The sequence below is a fragment of the Cognatilysobacter terrigena genome, from assembly GCF_004361065.1.
Classification (GTDB): Bacteria; Pseudomonadota; Gammaproteobacteria; order Xanthomonadales; family Xanthomonadaceae; genus Cognatilysobacter; species Cognatilysobacter terrigena.
In genome coordinates this window covers 38,836-56,535 of the sequence record NZ_SELT01000018.1, presented here as the reverse complement: position 1 = coordinate 56,535, position 17,700 = coordinate 38,836, and the positions used below count along the sequence as shown (strand labels likewise).

Sequence of the window (17,700 nt, the reverse complement as noted above, 5' to 3'; positions counted from 1 at the left end):
GTCAGTCGCGATAGCGCTTGAGCAGATCGCCGTAGGCGTCGATGCGGCGATCGCGCAGGAACGGCCAGATGCGGCGCACGTCTTCGCTGCGGCGCAGGTCGACCTCCGCCATCAGCACCTGCGACTGGTCGGTCGACGCTTCGGCGAGGACTTCGCCCTGCGGACCGAGCACGTGGCTCGAACCCCAGAAGTCGATGCCGCTGCGACCGATCGGCGACGGCTCGTGGCCGACGCGATTGCACGACAGCACCGGCAGCCCGTTCGCAACCGCGTGCCCGCGATGCGACAGGATCCACGCGCCGCGCTGGCGATCCTTCTCGTCCTGCTCGTCGTTCAGGTCCCAGCCGATCGCAGTCGGGTACAGCAGCATTTCGGCGCCCGCCAGCGCCATCAGGCGCGCGCCTTCCGGATACCACTGGTCCCAGCACACCATCACGCCGAGGCGGCCCACCGACGTATCGATCGGATGGAAGCCCATGTCGCCCGGCGTGAAGTAGAACTTCTCGTTGAAGCCCGGGTCGTCGGGGATGTGCATCTTGCGGTACTTGCCGGCGAGGGAGCCGTCGGCGTCGAGCACCACCGCGGTGTTGTGATAAAGCCCGGGGCCGCGACGCTCGAACAGCGAACCGACGATGACGACACCGTGCTGCTTTGCGAGCGCGGACAGGCGTTCGGTCGTCGGGCCGGGAATCGGCTCGGCGCTCTCGAATTCGTCGACGCACTGGTGCTGGCAGAAATACGCGCCGTTGTGCAGCTCCTGCAGCAGCACGAGCTTCGCACCGTTCTTCGCCGCGTCGCCGACGCGGCTGGCGATCACGTCGAGGTTGGCCTCGGCGGTGCCGTGATTCTTCTCCTGCACCAGCGCGACAGGCAGGACCTTCTTCTTCGACATCAGACCACTCCTTCCGGCAGCTGCATGGTGATGCAGTGCAGGCTGCCGTTCTGCCAGATCAGCGGACGACACGGGACCATCACGATCTCGCGGTCCGGAAACGCCTGCTGCAACACGGCCTTCGCGCGCGAGTCCGCCGCATCACCGTATGCCGGCGCGAGCACCGCGCCGTTGACGATCAGGAAATTCGCATAGCTCGCAGCGAGGCGACGACCTTCGTCGACGATCGGCTGCGCCCAAGTCAGTTCGAACAGCCGATAGGGACGGCCGTCCCTCGTGCGCAGCGCGGCGAGTTCCTCGCCCATCGCGCGCAAATGCGGGTAGTGCGAATCCGACGGATCGTCGCAGCCCTGGTAGACGATCGAGTCGGGCGATGCGAAACGCGCGAGCGTGTCGACGTGCGCGTCGGTGTCGTCGCCTTCGAGATAGCCGTGGTCGAGCCAGAGCACGCGATCCTGCGCCAGCCATTCGGCGAGGTGCGCGGACAGCATTTCGCGCGACGCCTCCGGATGACGCTGGTTGAGGCACTGCCACGTCGTCAGCAGGGTGCCGTCGCCGTCCGTGTCGATCGCACCGCCTTCAAGCGCGAACGGAATCGACTTGCGCTCGGCCCGCATGAACAGGCCACCGCGTTCCAGGGCTTCGACCAGCGCATCGTCACGGCTGGCCTCGAACTTGCCGCCCCAGCCGGTGAAACGGAAATCGAGCAGGCGGAAGCCGTCGTCCTTGCGCAACGTAATCGGCCCGGAATCGCGCAGCCACGTGTCGTCGTACTCGCTGCGCACGAAGCGCACGCGCGACAGATCGACGCCCGCGGCTTCCAGCAGCGAGCGCGCATGCGATTCAAGTGTGTCGTCCGCGACGCACACGATCGCGCGCTCGAAGCGAACGATCGCGGCGACGAGCGCGACGTACGTCGTCTCCACGTCCGCCAGGCGATCGGCCCAGTCGGTGTCGGCGTGCGGCCACGCGATGAGGACGGCGGACTGCGGCTCCCACTCGGCGGGGAGCCGTGCATCGTGTTGCGTCATCGAAATTCCTGTCAGCGGATCGCCGGCTTCGGGCCGATCTCTTCGGCGTCGACCTTGTTGGCGACGGCGTCGATCACACGGCCGTGTTCGAAGTAGACGGTGAAGGCGGGGTACACCCAGCGCTGGATCGCGGGCCACTGGCGCTTCTGGCCGCCGGCAGGATCGAGGCGCTGGCTCGGGGCGCCGTAGCGCTTCTCGACATCGGCGACGCGCATACCGCGCGCAGGCATCGCGGCGCTTTCCTGCTTCACGCGGTCGATGAGCAGGGTCTCGGCGCGAACGGTGCCGACGGACAGCAGGGCGAGGGCGGTGACAGCCAGAACGGTGCGAACCATGGAGTCTTCCTCGGGCGATGCCCGGAGCGGGATGAAGCCGCGATTGTATGCAGCGGCCGCATTGTCCGAAGGGCGGTCCCGGCGGACGGTGAAGGCGACGCAGCGATACGCACGTCCCAGAACGCGAAAAGCCGCCTTGCGGCGGCTTTTCGGCGAACCGGCAAGGTGTCGCGCGATCAGCGCTGACGGGCCTTGAAGCGCGGGTTCGACTTGCAGATCACGAAGACCTTGCCGCGGCGGCGGACGACCTTGCAGTCACGGTGACGGGCCTTCGCCGACTTCAGGGAGGACAGGACCTTCATGAGTAAAACCTCGGCAAAAGAGAAGAACGGGCAAACGAAGCCGCGCATTATAGCGGCCTAAGATTTTGAAAAACAATGGGATGTGCGGCCGACGCGATCCGGGCGGGTGAGAGTGTCGACCGGCCCGAATCACGGAGTCCGGATCCCGGAAGCGTCGACGGCCGCGGTCGCCCACGATGTCATGGGCATTTTCGCGTCGACCGGCGAGAATGGCGACATGGATCCCAACGTCCCCGTGCTCACCATCGATGGCCCGTCCGGTTCCGGCAAGGGCACCATCAGTCGCCTCGTCGCCCAGCGCCTCGGCTGGCATTACCTCGACTCCGGCGCGCTCTACCGCGCGGTCGGCGTCGCGGCCGGCTGGGCCGACCTCGACCTCAGCGACCCCGGCGCGCTGGTGCGCTGCGCCTTCGACAGCCGGATCGAGTTCATCGAGGTGCCCAACGAGGAACTCCGCATCCTCATCAACTCCCGGGACGCCACCGACGAGATCCGGACGGAGACGGCCGGGGCCGCTGCGTCGGCGATCGCCGCGATTCCGGAGGTCCGGACCGCGCTGAAGGAGCGGCAGCGGGTCTTCCGCCAGCCGCCGGGCCTGGTTGCCGACGGCCGCGATATGGGCACCGTCATCTTCCCGGACGCCGCCACCAAGGTGTTCCTGACCGCCAGCGCCGAGGAACGGGCCGAGCGGCGGTATAAGCAGTTGAAGGAAAAGGGAGTTTCCGTTAACTTGGGCGATCTGCTGCGGGAGATTCTCGCCCGCGACGCCCGCGATGCTTCACGCGCGGTGGCGCCATTGCGGCCGGCCGACGACGCCGTCTGCATCGACACCACCGGCACCGGCATCGAAGCGGTGGTCGAACGCGTGCTGTCCCTGGTCCAGCCATAACCGATACGAGCCGTTCGCGGCCTTCTCGGAAACGCTTCCGAACCAGAGCCTGTCAACGTCCGGCCGGCAGATCCGGCCCGTCGCGTCGTGCGACGGATCTTCCATACACGGTGCGATTTCCGCGCCCCCAACGGGTGGGCCCGCAATGACGCCACGGCGCATGCGAAGCCTGTGTGTCCAACAGAGCAATTTCCAATGACCGAATCATTTGCCGAACTGTTTGAACAGAGCCAGACCAATCTGGCGAAGCTGAAGCCGGGCTCGATCGTCACCGGTATCGTCGTGGATGTCCGCGGCGACGTCGTGGTGATCAACGCCGGCCTCAAGTCCGAGGGCATCGTGCCCATCGAACAGTTCCGGAACGACGCTGGCGAGATCGATGTCGGCGTGGGCGACGAAGTCAAGGTCGCTCTCGACTCGATCGAGAACGGCTTCGGCGAAACCGTCCTGTCGCGCGAGAAGGCCAAGCGCGCCATGGTGTGGGACGAGCTCGAGCAGGCGCTCGAGAAGAACGAGACCATCACCGGCCGCATCAGCGGCAAGGTCAAGGGCGGCTTCACCGTCGACATCAAGGACGTCCGCGGCTTCCTGCCCGGTTCGCTGGTCGACGTGCGCCCGGTGCGCGATTCGAGCTACCTCGAGGGCAAGGAACTCGAGTTCAAGCTCATCAAGCTCGACCGCAAGCGCAACAACATCGTCGTGTCGCGTCGCGCCGTCGTCGAGAGCGAGCACTCGGAAGAGCGCGAGCAGCTCATGGAGAAGCTGGTCGAGGGCGCGGTGCTCAAGGGCGTCGTCAAGAACCTCACCGATTACGGTGCGTTCGTCGACCTCGGCGGCATCGACGGCCTGCTGCACATCACCGACATGGCGTGGAAGCGCGTGCGTCATCCGTCGGAAGTGGTGGAAGTCGGCCAGGAGCTCGACGTCCGCGTGCTCAAGTACGACCGCGAGCGCAACCGCGTCTCGCTCGGCCTGAAGCAGCTCGGCGAAGATCCGTGGGACAACATCGCCCGTCGTTACCCGGCCAACAGCCGCGTGTTCGGCAAGGTCTCGAACGTCACCGATTACGGCGCGTTCGTCGAGATCGAGCCGGGCGTCGAGGGCCTGGTGCACGTGTCCGAGATGGACTGGACCAACAAGAACGTGAACCCGTCGAAGATCGTGCAGGTCGGTGACGAAGTGCAGGTCATGGTGCTCGACGTCGATGAAGACCGTCGCCGCATCTCGCTCGGCATGAAGCAGGTCACGTCGAATCCGTGGGAAACCTTCTCGGTCCTCCACAAGAAGGGCGACAAGGTCTCGGGCCAGGTCAAGTCGATCACCGACTTCGGCATCTTCATCGGCCTGGACGGCGGCATCGACGGCCTCGTGCACCTGTCCGACATCGCGTGGAATACCACCGGTGAAGACATCGTGCGCAACTTCAAGAAGGGCGACACGGTGGAAGCCGTCGTCCTGGCCGTGGATCCGGAGCGCGAGCGCATCTCGCTCGGCATCAAGCAGATGGAGCAGGACCCGATGGGTTCCTACGTCGCCACCAACTCGCGCGGCTCGATCGTGCGCGGCACGGTGACGGCGGTGGACGCGAAGGGTGCGACCGTCGAGCTCGACGGTGGCGTCGAGGGCTACATCCAGGCCCGCGACATCGCCCGCGAGCGCGTCGACGACGCCAGCACGCGCCTGAAGGTCGGCGACCAGGTCGAGGCGAAGGTGATCGGCAACGATCGCAAGTCGCGCCAGATGCAGCTGTCGATCAAGGCGAAGGACTACGCGGAAGAGAGCGAAGCGGTGGCGGACTACAACCGTCAGTCGTCGGAAGCCTCGAGCGGCACCACGCGCCTCGGCGCGCTGCTCCGCGAGCAGCTGGGTCAGAAGGGCGAGTAATCGCCTGCGGTAAAACCGGGACGGCCCGGCCCTGTCGGGCCGTCCTTTTTTATGCGGGGACGGTGATTTCGCCTCCCTGCGCACTCTTCCTATCCGACGCTCCCGAACCCGGCCGTTCATGACCAAGTCCGAGCTCATCGAGATCCTCGCCCAGCGACAGGCCCATCTGAAGGCCGAAGATGTCGAGCTGGCGGTGAAATCGTTGCTGGACATGATGAGCGGATCGCTGTCGGGCGGCGAGCGCATCGAAATCCGCGGGTTCGGCAGCTTCTGCCTGCATTACCGGCCGCCGCGCGTGGGCCGCAACCCTAAGACGGGCGAGTCGGTCGCGCTTCGTGGCAAGCACGTACCGCATTTCAAACCGGGCAAGGAACTGCGCGAACGCGTAAGCGGCGTGCAACCGATCGACGAGGACGTCTGACGTCCGCCGGCAGGGCGCGCGCCTTGCCATCCCGGCCCGGGCTGGGCGACTCTCCCGCCGACATCGACGGAGCCCACGATGGCGTTCATCAACGAATGGCTGTGGTTCTTCCTGCTGCTCCCGTTCGCCGCCCTGTCGGGTTGGGTGATCGGTCGACGCGGCGGCAAGCTGCACAGCGAAAGCCAAGTCAGTCGCCTCTCGACGACCTACTTCCGCGGCCTGAACTATCTGCTCAACGAGCAGCCGGACAAGGCGATCGAGCTGTTCCTGCACATCGCGGAGCTCGACAAGGAAACCTTCGAGACGCAGGTTGCGCTGGGCCATCTGTTCCGGCGCCGCGGCGAGGTCGATCGCGCGATCCGCCTGCATCAGGCGCTCGTGCAGCGCAACGACCTCAACGACGCACAACGCGTGCAGGCGCTTCTCGCGCTTGGCGAGGACTACATGAAGTCCGGCCTGCTCGATCGCGCCGAGACGGTTTTCAGCGAACTGGTGGCACTCGACATGTCGCCGCTGGCATTGCGCCATCTCATCGGCATTTACCAGGCCGAACGCGACTGGTCGAAGGCGATCGAGAACGCACAGCGCTTCGAATCGGCGACCGGCGAGCCGATGGGCAAGCTGATCGCGCATTTCGAATGCGAACTCGCGGATCGTTTCCGTGCGTCCGGTGATGTGGATGCCGCACGCGAGGCCGTGGCGCGCGCTTACGAAGCCGATGCGAACTCGGTGCGCGCTGGCATGCTCGAAGGCCGCATCGAAATGGACGCTGGACGCCATGCCGCAGCGATCCGTTCGTTCGAACGCGTCGCGCGCAGCGATCCGGACTATCTGCCGGAGGTCATGCCGCAGCTTCTCGAAGCGTACGAGGCGGTGGGCGACGTGCCGGGCGCGCGCAAGTTCCTCGCGGAGATGTGCGAGCACTATCGCGGCATTGCGCCGGTCCTCGCATTGACGAAGATGATCGAGAAGGAGGAGGGGGTCGCGCCTGCACGCGCCTACCTCGCCAAGGAATTGAAGGATCGTCCGTCGGTGCGTGGCGAAGCCGCGCTGATTGAGCTTTCGCTCGCCGAACAGGCGGATCCCACCGCGACGCTCGTCGACCTTCGCAACATCACCGACCAGCTACTCGTGCGGAATCCGAGTTATCGCTGCACGCGTTGCGGCTTTGGCGCTCGCAGCCACCACTGGCAGTGTCCGAGCTGCAAGGAATGGGGCTCGGTCAAGCCGCTGCTGAACTACGCGGTCGTGTGAGCCCGCTCCTGCTGACATTGACGGTGCTGGTCGTCTCGGCTGCCGGCACAGCGGTGGCGCGTGCTTATGCATTGCGGCGGCGCCTGGTCGACGAGCCGGGTGCGCGACGCAGTCATTCCATTGCGACGCCCCGTGGTGGTGGCGCCGGGCCCGGGGTGGCAATCGCCATCGCGATCTTGATGACCGCGGAGCGTAGCGAATTCGCATCCGTGGTGCTCTCGCTCGCTGGGTTCCTCGCAGTGGCCGCGATCGGCGCCTGGGATGACCACCGACCGCTGTCGGCCTCGTTGCGGCTCATCGTGCACGTCGGCGCCGGAGTACTGCTCGCGTTCGTGACGTTCGAGCCGTCGACGCAGCCGATGCTGTTCCTGGCGGTGATCGCCATGGCGGTCGTGCTGATCAACGTCTGGAACTTCATGGACGGCATCGACGGGATCGCGGCGTCGCAGGCGGCGATCGTTGCGGTTGCGGCGGCGGCACTAGGCGATGCGCCACTGGCGCTGGCCGTCGCCGCGGCATGCATCGGCTTCCTGCCGTTCAACTTCCCTCGTGCGCGCATTTTCATGGGGGACGTAGGAAGCGGCGCGCTCGGGTTCGTCATGGCGATGCTCGCGGCGCGGGCCGCGGCGCGTGCGCCGTCCGACGGCTTGCGCTTGCTGTTCCCGCTTTCTCCGTTCCTCGTCGACGCCGGCATGACCTTGCTTCGTCGGATGGTCCGTCGAGAGCGCTGGTGGGAAGCACACACGCAGCATCTGTATCAGGCTCTGGCGCGTCGCTATGGCCACGTTCGCGTAACGAGTGGCTACATCGCAGCGGCCGTCGTCGCATCGGTTATTGCGATTTCGATGCCGTCCGACCGGCCGGGCGTTACCATGGCGTCGCTGGGCGTGTGGTATACGGGCGCGGCCGTGCTCTGGCTGATCGCCCAGCGCGGCCCGCATGCGGCCGCCAAGGATTAACCGAGAAGGATCGATGCCCGGAACGCAGTCACTCTGGCAGGCCCGCCTGCCGCGCATCGCAGTCGCCGTCCACGACCTCGCTGTCGTCTGGGCGGTCTGGTACGGACTGCATTGGATGCGCTACGCGGTCGAGCCCAGCGCACCGGACCTTCCGCTGTGGTCGCTCGAGACCGCGCTCGTCTTGACGGTGCAGGGCGTCGCGTTCTGGCACGTCGGTCTCTATCGCGGCTTGTGGCGCTTCGCCAGCGTTCCGGACCTCTGGAACATCCTCAAAGCGTCGGTCATCGGCATCATCGGCGTGGTCGCCGCGTTGTTCCTCTACAACCGCATGGACGCCGTGCCGCGCGGCGTGCTCGTCCTTTACCCGATCGTGCTGGCGGCAATGCTCGGCGCGCCGCGCCTGATCTACCGCGCCTGGAAGGACGCCCAGTACGAAGGTCGCCGCACCTCGTCCACCCGCGTGCTCATCCTCGGCGCCGGGCAGGCTGCCGAAGCGCTGGTGCGCGACCTGCGCCGGTTCGGTACTTATCAACCGGTCGGGTTCCTCGACGACGCGCCGCGCCTTCGCGGCTCGAAGATGCATGGCGTCCCCGTACTGGGTGCGATCGACCAGCTTCCGGCCATCGCGCGCGAGACGGCCGCACAACTCGTGGTCATCGCGATCCCCTCGGCGGACGCGACCTCACTGCAGCGCATCGTCACGATCTGCGAGCGCAGTGGACTCCCATTCCGATCCGTGCCGCGCCTGCAGGACGTGCTCGAAGGTCGCTCGATGCCGGGCGAGCTCAAGGAAGTCGCGATCGAAGACCTGCTCGGTCGCAAGCCCGTGCTGCCGGACTGGAAGGCGATTCGAGGCTGGTTGGGTGGTCGGTCGGTTCTGGTGACCGGCGCGGGTGGCTCCATCGGTGCCGAACTCTGTCGTCAGTGCGCGCGCCATGGTGCGCGACGCATCGCGCTCGTCGAGATGGACGAGCTGGCGCTGATGACGACGGAGAGTGCGCTACGCCGAGATTTCCCCGACATCGAGATCATCCCGGTGCTCGGCGACTGCGGCGACACTGCAGCCATCGGCTATGCGATCGGCCTGGCGCAGCCGGAAGCCGTCTTCCACGCCGCCGCGTACAAGCACGTACCGGTGCTCGAAGCGCAGCTGCGCGAAGCGGTGCGCAACAATATCCTGGCGACGCATGCCGTCGCACAGGCCTGTCGCGACGCGTCGGTCGGCACCTTCGTCCTGATTTCGACGGACAAGGCGGTCGACCCGGTCAACGTGCTCGGTGCCACCAAGCGCATGGCGGAAATGGTCTGCCAAGCGCTGGCGGATTGTCCGACGCGCTTTGTCACTGTGCGCTTCGGCAACGTGCTGGACTCGGCGGGCAGCGTCGTTCCGCTGTTCCGCGAGCAGATCCGCGCGGGTGGTCCCGTCACCGTCACCGATCCCGAGGTGACGCGCTTCTTCATGACCATTCCGGAAGCCTGCCAGCTCATCCTGCAGGCGTCGGCGATCGGCACGCACGAAGCCGTCTATACGCTCGACATGGGCGAGCCGGTACCGATCCGTCTGCTCGCGGAGCAGATGATCCGCCTTGCCGGCAAGCAGCCCGGCCGCGACGTCGCGATCGTGTACACCGGCCTGCGTCCCGGCGAGAAGCTGCACGAGACGCTGTTCCACGCCGACGAACGCTATCGCCCGACGCAGCATCCGAAGATCCTCCAGGCCGAGCCGCGCACCGTCGTGTCGACGCATGTCGTGGATGCCGTGGCGCGTTTCCGCGACGCGTGCACGCGCTATGACATCGATGCACTTGCGCGCCTGCTGCGCGATGCGGTGCCCGAATTCGAGCCGCTGACGGCGTCGACCAATAGCGCATCGACCGCGACGGTCGTCGCATTTCCTGCACGGCAGTCGCGCAAAATCTGAGCGATTCCGGCCCCTCAAAAAAATCATCGATGACCCCGACTCCCCCGCGTCGCATTCGCAAGGCTGTCTTTCCTGTCGCCGGACTCGGCACGCGTTTCCTTCCGGCCACCAAGACGGTGCCGAAGGAAATGCTTCCGGTTATCGACAAGCCGTTGATCCAATACGCGGTGGATGAAGCGATCGAAGCGGGTTGCGACACGCTGGTGTTCATTACCAACCGCTACAAGCACGCGGTCGCCGACTACTTCGACAAGGCCTACGAACTCGAGCAGAAGCTCGAGGCCGCGGGCAAGTACGAGCAGCTCGAACTCGTGCGCCACGTGTTGCCGCCGGGCGTCAAGACGGTGTTCGTCACGCAGGCCGAAGCGCTCGGCCTCGGCCATGCCGTGCTGTGCGCCAAGGAAGTGATCGGCGACGAGCCGTTCGCCGTGCTGCTGCCGGACGACCTCATCTGGAACCGCGGCCCGGGCGCGCTGAAGCAGATGGCCGATGCCTCGGAGCAGAGTGGTTGCAGCGTGATCGCGGTGCAGGACGTCGCGCCGGAGAAGACGGCGAGCTACGGCATCGTGGCGACCACCGACTTCCAGAATCGACAGGGCCGCATCACGCGCATCGTCGAAAAGCCCAAGCCCGAAGATGCGCCGAGCTCCCTCGCGGTCGTTGGCCGCTATGTGCTGTCGCCTCGGATCTTCTCGTTGCTGGAGACCACCACGCCTGGCGCCGGCGGCGAGATCCAGCTCACTGATGCAATCGGACGGCTGTTGACTGAGGAGTTCGTCGACGCCTACCGCTTCCGCGGCACGCGTTTCGACTGCGGCACGCACATCGGGCTCATCGAGGCGACGATCCGCTATGCGCTCGATCACGAGAAGCTGAGCGACGCCGCGGCGGACATGATGCGCAACGCGCTCGTCGAACTCGGCGTCGTCGAGATCGCCTGAGGCTGGACAGGCCGGGCGGTGCGCGCCACGCTGGCGCGATGCCGCGATTCCAGGGTGACTACTACAACGCGAGCGCTGGCCCACCGCCGGCGCCGCGGCCGTTGGCGGGTGCCATCGACTGCGACGTCTGCGTCGTCGGCGGCGGATTCGCGGGTCTCAATACCGCGCTTGGACTGCTCGAACGTGGACGCGGCGACGTCGTTCTTCTCGAAGCGAAACACATCGGATTCGGCGCATCCGGGCGGAACGGCGGCTTCGTGTTCGGTGGCTATTCGCGCGGCGAAGATCGCCTGCTGGCGGACCTCGGCGCCGATGTCGCGCGCGAGGTCTATGGTTGGACGATCGATGCCGTACGACGCATCCGCGCGCGCATCGATCACTACGGCATCGACTGCGATGTAGTCGACGGCGGTGTGATCTGGGCGAACTGGTTCGAGGATCGCCAGCGACTGATCGCGCGCCAAGCCCTGCTTTCGGAACATTACGGCACCGAGTGGACGTGGCTGGATCGCGCGGCGATGCGCGAGCGCGTCGTCAGCGAACGCTATGCGGAGGGTCTGTTCGAGGCTGCGGCGTTCCATTTCCACCCGCTGCGTTATGCGCGTGGATTGGCCGGTGTGCTCGAAGACGGCGGCGGTCGTCTGCATGAGGCGACGCCCGCGATCGGACTGGATCGACACGGTGACGGCTGGCGCGTGCGCACGCCGGATGGCGAGGTGCGGGCACGCACGGTCGTGCTCGCGTGCGGCGGCTACCTCGCACGCCTGCATCAGCGCGTCGACGCGGCGGTGCTGCCGATCGCGACGTACGTGATGGTCACCGCACCGCTCGGCGATCGCATGCAGGACGTGCTGCGTACGCCGGCCGCCGTATACGACACGCGCTTCGCGTTCGACTATTACCGGCCGCTGCCCGACACGCGCCTACTGTGGGGTGGTCGCATCTCGGTGCTTGATCGTTCGCCTGCGGAGGTCGAAAAACTGCTCGTCGCGGACACGCTGCGGGTGTTTCCACAGCTGCGCGGTATCGCGATCGACTACGCGTGGTCGGGTCTGATGAGTTACGCGCCGCACGAGATGCCGCATGTGCTGCAGGCGGAGCCCGGCTTGTGGGTCGCGCAAGCATTTGGCGGGCATGGCGTGGCGCCGACCACAGCTGCGGGCGACCTGGTGGCGTCCGCCATCGCGGAAGGCGACACGCGATGGCAGCATCTCGGCCGATACGGGCTCGCGCCGGCGTTCAAGCCGGCCGGCTTCGTCGCTGCGCAGATGAGTTACTGGTGGGCGCAGGCCAAGGACGCCGCGAAGTCGCTTCGCGAACGCCGGTAAAGGCCTTGGCGTGACGCCAGCGACCCGTGCCGCGGTTGCTGCATGACGAATCGTTAATGCGGTCGCCATCGGCCGGTAGGCTCGCTATTGGCAACGTGCGAGGCGTGGCAATCCGCCACCCACAGGGCTTCCGCCATGCGCCGCTTGTTCGCCATTGCCGCTGCAGCCGTCCTCGCGATCAGCCTGTCCGCCAACGCGGCTCCGCCTGCGACCTCGACACCCCACACGAGCACGACGACGACTGCGTCCGCCAAGGCTGACGCCGCTGCAAAGAGCTCGACGCCAGCGACGCCGCGTCCAGCGCCGGCGAAATCCACAAGTGGCGCACCGAAGGCATCGCACTGCCGCGACGCTAAGGGCAAGTTCGTCGCATGCCCGACAACGGCCGTGGCCAAGAAGGCGCCGTGCCGCGACGCGAAGGGCAAGTTCGTCGCCTGCAAGACCTGACTGCACGCGTCGCACCAGGCAAAACGGGCGACCCGAAGGCCGCCCGTTTTGCATTTGCACCGTCGCGATCGACTGCGACCGGATCGCGCGTCAGATCGCTTCCAGGATCCCCGCCGCGCCCATGCCGGTGCCGATGCACATCGTCACCATGCCGTACTTCTGCTGGCGACGGCGCATGCCGTGCACGATGGTCGCGGTGCGGATCGCGCCGGTCGCGCCGAGCGGATGGCCGAGCGCGATTGCGCCGCCGAGCGGATTGACCTTCGACGGATCGAGTTCGCTGTCCTTGATCACCGCGAGCGCCTGCGCCGCGAACGCTTCGTTGAGCTCGATCCAGTCGAGCTGATCGCGCGTCAGGCCGGCCTGCTTCAGCGCCTTCGGGATCGCCGCGTTCGGGCCGATGCCCATGATGTGGGGCGGCACGCCGGCGACCGAGAAGCTTACGAAGCGGGCGAGGGGCGTGAGGCCGTACTGCTTGATGGCCGCTTCGGAGGCGATCAGCACCGCGGCCGCGCCGTCGCTCATCTGCGACGCGTTGCCGGCCGTCACCGAACCGCCGAACTGGCCGTTCTTGAACACTGGCCTGAGCTTGGCGAGGCCTTCCATCGACGTGTCGGCGCGCGGGCCTTCGTCGGTGTCGACGATGCGCTTCTTGAGCCGGATCGCATTGCCCGCCAGGTCGGGGACGTGCGAGACAACTTCGTACGGCGAGATCTCGTCCTTGAACTCACCCGCGGCGATCGCCGCAAGCGCCTTGCGATGCGATTCCACCGCGAACGCGTCCTGCGCCTCGCGCGAGATGTTCCATTCCTTCGCGACGTTCTCGGCGGTGATGCCCATGCCGTAGGCGATCGCGATGTGGTCCTCGTCCTTGTTGAAGACGCGCGGATTGAGCGCGATCTTGTGGCCCATCATGGGCACCATCGACATCGATTCGGTGCCGCCCGCGAGGATCAGGTCGGCATTGCCGAGCCGCACCTGGTCAGCCGCGAGCGCAACGGCCTGCAAACCGGACGAGCAGAAACGATTGATCGTCTGCGCGGCGACGACGTCCGGCAGGCCCGACAGCAGCACGCCGATACGCGCCACGTTCATGCCTTGCTCGGCTTCCGGCATCGCGCAGCCGATGATGGCGTCGTCGATCCGGTTGACGTCGATGCCCGGCGCCTGCGCGACCACGCTGCGCAGCACGTGCGCGAGCATGTCGTCGGGGCGGGTGTTGCGGAAGAAGCCGCGCGGCGCCTTGCCCACCGGCGTGCGGGTGGCGGCGACGATGTAGGCGTCCTGGACTTGCTTGCTCATGTTCGGTTCTCTGTGTCGAGGTTCGAAGGGGATTCGGAAGGACGGGCCTTCGAACCTCAGTTCCGCAGCGGCTTGCCGGTCTGCAGCATGTGCGCGATGCGCTGCTGCGTCTTCTCCATCTGCGCGAGCTCGACGAAGTGCTGGCGTTCGAGCTTGAGCAGCCATTCCTCGTCGACCACCGAGCCGCGATCGACCGCGCCGCCGCACATGACGGTGGCGATGCGCGTCGCGATCTCGTAATCGTGCGGCGAGATGAACATGCCCTCGAGCATGTTGATCAGCATCATCTGCAGCGACGCGATGCCGACATCGCCGGCGACCACGACGTTGCGCGCCGGCAGCGGCGGGCGGTAGCCGGCTTCGGCCATCGCGCGCGCCTGCGCCTTGGCGACGTGCAGCAGCTCGTGGCTGTTGAACGTCACGACGTCCGATTCCCGCGCGAGTTTCAGCGACTTCGCCTCGAACGCGGACGTCGACACCTTGGCCATCGCGACGCTTTCGAACGGCGCCTCGAGCTGCGCGAACACGTCGCCGCCCGGGCCCGCGGCCTGCGACGCGCGCACGGCGAACTCCTTCAGGCCACCGCCGGCCGGCAGAAGGCCCACGCCCGCTTCGACGAGGCCGACGTAGCTCTCGAGCGCGAACACGGTGCGCGCGGCATGCATCTGGAACTCGCAACCGCCGCCGAGCGCGAGGCCGCGCACGGCCGCGACGACCGGTACCAGCGAATACTTGATGCGCTGGCTGGTGCGCTGGAAGTTCTCGACCATCGCCTCGAAGCCGGCGACGTTGCCGGCCTGCAGCAGGCCGAGCGCACCGGCGAGGTCGGCACCGGCGGAGAAGGGCTCCTTCGGCTGCCAGATCACCAGGCCGCCGAAGTCGCGCTCGGCAATCCCGATGGCCTCCTGCAGACCGTCGAGCACCTTGTCCGACACCGTGTGCATCTTGGTCTTGAAGTTGACGACCGCGATGTCGTCGTCATCGGCCCACAGGCGGATGCCGTCGTTCTCGAACAGCGTCTTGCCGGGCGCGAACTGCTCGCCGAGCAGCGGATCGGGGAAACGCTGGCGTACGTAGACCGGATTCGACGAGCGCGCGACCGCCGCGTTCTGCGCCGGGCTGAAGCTGCCCGTTGCCTCGTGCACGCCGTTACGCGCGGCGACCCATGCCGGCAACGGCGCGTTCGCCATCGTCTTGCCCGCGGCGACGTCCTCGGCGATCCACTGCGCCACCTGCTGCCAGCCGGCCGCCTGCCACGTCTCGAAGGGGCCCTGCGACCAGCCGTAGCCCCAGCGCATCGCGAAATCGATGTCGCGCGCGGTGTCGGCGATGTCCTGCAGGTGGTAAGCGCTGTAGTGGAACGTGTCGCGGAATACCGACCACAGGAACTGCGCCTGCGGGTTCTCGCTGGCGCGCAGGGCGGCGAACTTCTTCGCCGGGTCGCGCTCCTTGAGGATGGCAGCGACGTCCGGATCGAGATCGCCCGCGGTCGGGCGGTAATCACGCGCCGCGACGTCCAGCACGAGGATGTCCTTGCCACGCTTCGTGTAGAAGCCTGCGCCGGTCTTCTGGCCGAGCGCGCCCTTCTCGACGAGGCCGGTGAGCCACGCCGGCGCCTTGAAGTGCTGATGCCATGGATCGTCCGGCAGCGTGTCCGCCATCGTCTTGATGACGTGCGCCATGGTGTCGAGACCCACGACGTCCGCGGTGCGGTACGTCGCCGACTTCGGGCGGCCGATCGCCGGGCCGGTCAGCGAATCGACCGTGTCGAAGCCGAGGCCGAGGCGCTCGGTGTGGTGCATCGCGGCCAGCATCGAGAACACGCCGATGCGGTTGCCGATGAAGTTCGGCGTGTCCTTCGCGATGACGACGCCCTTGCCGAGCGTGGTCGTGAGGAAGGTCTCGAGGCCGTCGAGCACCTCGCGATCCGTGGTCTTCGCCGGGATCAGCTCGGCGAGGTGCATGTAGCGCGGCGGGTTGAAGAAGTGCACGCCGAGGAAGCGGTGGCGCAGCTCTTCCGGCAGCACGTCGGCGAGCGCGTTGATGCCCAGGCCCGACGTGTTGCTCGCCAGCACCGCATGCACCGGCACGAACGCCGCGATCTTCTTGTAGAGATCCTGCTTCCAGTCCATGCGTTCGGCGATCGCTTCGATCACCAGGTCGCAGCCGCGCAGCAGCTCAAGCCCGGTCTCGTAGTTCGCCGGCGTGATGCGTTCGGCCAGCGACTTGTCGGCCAGCGGGGCAGGGCTGAGTTTTGCGAGGTTCGCGATCGCCTTGGTCACCACGCCGTTCGGATCGCCTTCCTTCGCAGGAAGATCGAACAGCACGGTATCGACGCCAGCGTTGGTCAGGTGCGCGGCGATCTGCGCTCCCATGACACCGGCACCGAGCACGGCAGCGCGGCGGACGAGCAGTTTCTTCGACATGTCGGTGGTAGTCCCGGTTGGGAATCAGGAAAGGTCGGCCGGACGGCAGCGGAAGCCGGCGGCGGCGAAGCGGATCAGTTCCCGCGCTGCGCTGGCGCGGTGGGCGGATTCGGAGGTGCCGGACGGACGCTTGATCAGCCCGAAATCGGACATCGCATAGGTGAGCGCCCCGGCGAGGAAGTCGAGGCGCCAGTACAGCTCCTCCTTCGACAGCTCCGGCACCACGGTCGCGATCGCCTTGGCGAACTCGCGCAGCACGTGGCCGTAGTGGTCGGACAGGAACTTGCGTAGCGCCTCGTTCTTCTCGGCGTAGGCGCGGGCGATGACGCGCATGAACGACGCACCGCCGTGGCGGTCCTGCGCCATCGCGAGCGCCGGCTCGACGAACGCGCCGAGGATCGGCTCGAGATCGTTGGCGCCTGCGTCTACAGCGGCCTTGAGCGCGGACAGGCGCTTCTCGCTCATCTCGTCCATGCGACGACGGAAGACCTCGTTGACCAAGTTCTCCTTGCTGCCGAAGTGGTAGTTCACGGCGGCGATGTTGACGTCCGCGCGGCTCGTGACCTGGCGCAGCGACGTGCCGGCGAACCCGTACTGGGCGAAGAGCTCCTCGGCGGCGCCGAGGATGCGGTCCTTGGTGGAGAAGGGGGCAGGGACGGACATGGACACACCGGAATCAAACGCTTGTTTGATAGTAGGGGTGAACCATACGGGGGTCAATGGTGAGCTGCAGCCGCTTTCATCGACCCCGCCTGAACGCGTAGAATCCGGCGCTGCCAGTTCGGCTAAACCCGCGTAGCTACGCGGGTTTTTCTTGTTATCTTGGGCGCTGAGACGCATCCGGCGCCCGCCAACCTCGGAGAGCAGTCCCATGGCGCTGGAGCGCACGATTTCCATCATCAAGCCCGACGCGGTCGCCAAGAACGTCATCGGCCAGATCTACGCCCGCTTCGAGCAGGCCGGCCTCAAGATCGTCGCAGCCAAGATGAAGCAGCTGTCGCGTCAGGAGGCCGAAGGCTTCTACGCCGTGCACCGCGAGCGTCCGTTCTTCAACGCGCTGGTCGAGTTCATGGTCTCGGGCCCGGTGATGATCCAGGTGCTCGAGGGCGAGAACGCGGTCGCCAAGAACCGCGAGCTGATGGGCGCCACCAACCCGAAGGACGCCGCGCCGGGCACGATCCGCGCCGACTTCGCGGATTCCATCGACGCCAACGCCGTCCACGGCTCGGACAGCCTGGAGAACGCCGCGATCGAGATCGCGTACTTCTTCCCGCAGACCGACGTCTACGCGCGTTGATCCGACTGCAGTGAGTGAAATGACGAACACGTCCCGCGACATTGATGCCACGCTGATCGACACGGCCTCCG

17 protein-coding genes are annotated in these 17,700 nt (G+C 66.6%); 10 read left to right on the top strand and 7 right to left on the bottom strand.

Annotated features, from left to right (window positions below):
• Nucleotide 1: 1 nt before the first annotated feature.
• The 4 genes from EVS83_RS11145 to ykgO all read right to left on the bottom strand — a co-directional run bounded on the left by EVS83_RS11145 (nucleotide 2) and on the right by ykgO (nucleotide 2,560).
• Entirely contained in the window at nucleotides 2–892 is an 891-nt protein-coding gene (locus EVS83_RS11145) for a carbon-nitrogen hydrolase (RefSeq protein ID WP_133501117.1), read from the bottom strand.
• Complete coding sequence (locus tag EVS83_RS11140) at nucleotides 892–1,923, bottom strand: agmatine deiminase family protein (RefSeq protein WP_133501116.1); 1,032 nt, start codon at nucleotides 1,921–1,923, stop codon at nucleotides 892–894. Before EVS83_RS11140 ends, EVS83_RS11145 begins: the two co-directional genes overlap by 1 nt.
• A gap of 11 nt (nucleotides 1,924–1,934) precedes the next feature.
• On the bottom strand, nucleotides 1,935–2,258 hold the full coding sequence (locus EVS83_RS11135) for a hypothetical protein (RefSeq protein WP_133501115.1): 324 nt from the start codon (nucleotides 2,256–2,258) through the stop codon (nucleotides 1,935–1,937).
• 176 nt (nucleotides 2,259–2,434) lie between these two features.
• A complete protein-coding gene (gene ykgO, locus EVS83_RS11130; protein WP_010342887.1) occupies nucleotides 2,435–2,560 on the bottom strand; it encodes a type B 50S ribosomal protein L36 in 126 nt (41 codons plus the stop codon).
• A gap of 217 nt (nucleotides 2,561–2,777) precedes the next feature.
• On the opposite strand from ykgO, the gene cmk reads away from it, so the two are divergent.
• From cmk to EVS83_RS11085, 9 genes are all read left to right on the top strand, one after another.
• Entirely contained in the window at nucleotides 2,778–3,449 is a 672-nt protein-coding gene (cmk, locus tag EVS83_RS11125) for a (d)CMP kinase (protein ID WP_133501136.1), read from the top strand.
• Nucleotides 3,450–3,644: 195 nt separating this feature from the next.
• Nucleotides 3,645–5,333, top strand: coding sequence for a 30S ribosomal protein S1 (gene rpsA / locus EVS83_RS11120; RefSeq protein WP_133501114.1), 1,689 nt, complete (start codon nucleotides 3,645–3,647; stop codon nucleotides 5,331–5,333).
• A 118-nt stretch (nucleotides 5,334–5,451) separates the two neighbouring features.
• Entirely contained in the window at nucleotides 5,452–5,754 is a 303-nt protein-coding gene (locus EVS83_RS11115) for an integration host factor subunit beta (protein ID WP_027082170.1), read from the top strand.
• A gap of 78 nt (nucleotides 5,755–5,832) precedes the next feature.
• A complete protein-coding gene (gene lapB, locus EVS83_RS11110; protein WP_133501113.1) occupies nucleotides 5,833–7,008 on the top strand; it encodes a lipopolysaccharide assembly protein LapB in 1,176 nt (391 codons plus the stop codon).
• Complete coding sequence (locus tag EVS83_RS11105; protein WP_133501112.1) at nucleotides 6,915–7,967, top strand: MraY family glycosyltransferase; 1,053 nt, start codon at nucleotides 6,915–6,917, stop codon at nucleotides 7,965–7,967. The genes lapB and EVS83_RS11105 overlap by 94 nt, the downstream gene beginning before the upstream one ends.
• A gap of 13 nt (nucleotides 7,968–7,980) precedes the next feature.
• Nucleotides 7,981–9,888 (top strand): polysaccharide biosynthesis protein, encoded by a 1,908-nt coding sequence (locus EVS83_RS11100; RefSeq protein ID WP_133501111.1) that lies wholly within the window; start codon nucleotides 7,981–7,983, stop codon nucleotides 9,886–9,888.
• 29 nt (nucleotides 9,889–9,917) lie between these two features.
• The gene (gene galU, locus EVS83_RS11095) at nucleotides 9,918–10,829 is read left to right on the top strand and encodes a UTP--glucose-1-phosphate uridylyltransferase GalU (protein ID WP_133501110.1); all 912 of its coding nucleotides are present in this window, start codon (nucleotides 9,918–9,920) and stop codon (nucleotides 10,827–10,829) included.
• Nucleotides 10,830–10,867: 38 nt separating this feature from the next.
• Entirely contained in the window at nucleotides 10,868–12,157 is a 1,290-nt protein-coding gene (locus EVS83_RS11090) for an NAD(P)/FAD-dependent oxidoreductase (protein ID WP_133501109.1), read from the top strand.
• A gap of 135 nt (nucleotides 12,158–12,292) precedes the next feature.
• Nucleotides 12,293–12,604 carry a hypothetical protein gene (locus tag EVS83_RS11085; RefSeq protein WP_133501108.1) on the top strand — a complete coding sequence of 104 codons (312 nt, stop codon included), beginning with the start codon at nucleotides 12,293–12,295 and terminating at the stop codon, nucleotides 12,602–12,604.
• A gap of 90 nt (nucleotides 12,605–12,694) precedes the next feature.
• On the opposite strand, the gene EVS83_RS11080 is transcribed toward EVS83_RS11085, so the two are convergent.
• Genes EVS83_RS11080 through EVS83_RS11070 form a run of 3 tightly spaced genes read right to left on the bottom strand, consistent with a single transcriptional unit; the run spans nucleotide 12,695 to nucleotide 16,995 of the window.
• Entirely contained in the window at nucleotides 12,695–13,906 is a 1,212-nt protein-coding gene (locus EVS83_RS11080) for an acetyl-CoA C-acyltransferase (protein WP_133501107.1), read from the bottom strand.
• A 56-nt stretch (nucleotides 13,907–13,962) separates the two neighbouring features.
• Nucleotides 13,963–16,332, bottom strand: a complete 2,370-nt coding sequence (locus EVS83_RS11075; RefSeq protein WP_133501106.1) for a 3-hydroxyacyl-CoA dehydrogenase/enoyl-CoA hydratase family protein — start codon at nucleotides 16,330–16,332, stop codon at nucleotides 13,963–13,965.
• A 24-nt stretch (nucleotides 16,333–16,356) separates the two neighbouring features.
• Nucleotides 16,357–16,995: a TetR/AcrR family transcriptional regulator gene (locus tag EVS83_RS11070; protein WP_133501105.1), complete on the bottom strand. Its 639-nt coding sequence runs from the start codon at nucleotides 16,993–16,995 to the stop codon at nucleotides 16,357–16,359.
• A 208-nt stretch (nucleotides 16,996–17,203) separates the two neighbouring features.
• On the opposite strand from EVS83_RS11070, the gene ndk reads away from it, so the two are divergent.
• The gene (gene ndk / locus EVS83_RS11065; RefSeq protein ID WP_133501104.1) at nucleotides 17,204–17,629 is read left to right on the top strand and encodes a nucleoside-diphosphate kinase; all 426 of its coding nucleotides are present in this window, start codon (nucleotides 17,204–17,206) and stop codon (nucleotides 17,627–17,629) included.
• Nucleotides 17,630–17,700 lie beyond the last annotated feature (71 nt).

What these genes read in the sequence shown, in the direction of transcription:
- EVS83_RS11145 (WP_133501117.1), bottom strand. Translation starts at nt 892, where the DNA reads ATGTCGAAGAAGAAGGTCCTGCCTGTCGCGCTGGTGCAGGAGAAGAAT.
- EVS83_RS11090 (WP_133501109.1), top strand. Translation starts at nt 10,868, where the DNA reads ATGCCGCGATTCCAGGGTGACTACTACAACGCGAGCGCTGGCCCACCG.
- lapB (WP_133501113.1), top strand. Translation starts at nt 5,833, where the DNA reads ATGGCGTTCATCAACGAATGGCTGTGGTTCTTCCTGCTGCTCCCGTTC.
- EVS83_RS11140 (WP_133501116.1), bottom strand. Translation starts at nt 1,923, where the DNA reads ATGACGCAACACGATGCACGGCTCCCCGCCGAGTGGGAGCCGCAGTCC.
- ndk (WP_133501104.1), top strand. Translation starts at nt 17,204, where the DNA reads ATGGCGCTGGAGCGCACGATTTCCATCATCAAGCCCGACGCGGTCGCC.
- EVS83_RS11135 (WP_133501115.1), bottom strand. Translation starts at nt 2,258, where the DNA reads ATGGTTCGCACCGTTCTGGCTGTCACCGCCCTCGCCCTGCTGTCCGTC.
- EVS83_RS11080 (WP_133501107.1), bottom strand. Translation starts at nt 13,906, where the DNA reads ATGAGCAAGCAAGTCCAGGACGCCTACATCGTCGCCGCCACCCGCACG.
- cmk (WP_133501136.1), top strand. Translation starts at nt 2,778, where the DNA reads ATGGATCCCAACGTCCCCGTGCTCACCATCGATGGCCCGTCCGGTTCC.
- EVS83_RS11070 (WP_133501105.1), bottom strand. Translation starts at nt 16,995, where the DNA reads ATGTCCGTCCCTGCCCCCTTCTCCACCAAGGACCGCATCCTCGGCGCC.
- rpsA (WP_133501114.1), top strand. Translation starts at nt 3,645, where the DNA reads ATGACCGAATCATTTGCCGAACTGTTTGAACAGAGCCAGACCAATCTG.
- EVS83_RS11115 (WP_027082170.1), top strand. Translation starts at nt 5,452, where the DNA reads ATGACCAAGTCCGAGCTCATCGAGATCCTCGCCCAGCGACAGGCCCAT.
- EVS83_RS11075 (WP_133501106.1), bottom strand. Translation starts at nt 16,332, where the DNA reads ATGTCGAAGAAACTGCTCGTCCGCCGCGCTGCCGTGCTCGGTGCCGGT.
- EVS83_RS11085 (WP_133501108.1), top strand. Translation starts at nt 12,293, where the DNA reads ATGCGCCGCTTGTTCGCCATTGCCGCTGCAGCCGTCCTCGCGATCAGC.
- ykgO (WP_010342887.1), bottom strand. Translation starts at nt 2,560, where the DNA reads ATGAAGGTCCTGTCCTCCCTGAAGTCGGCGAAGGCCCGTCACCGTGAC.
- EVS83_RS11100 (WP_133501111.1), top strand. Translation starts at nt 7,981, where the DNA reads ATGCCCGGAACGCAGTCACTCTGGCAGGCCCGCCTGCCGCGCATCGCA.
- galU (WP_133501110.1), top strand. Translation starts at nt 9,918, where the DNA reads ATGACCCCGACTCCCCCGCGTCGCATTCGCAAGGCTGTCTTTCCTGTC.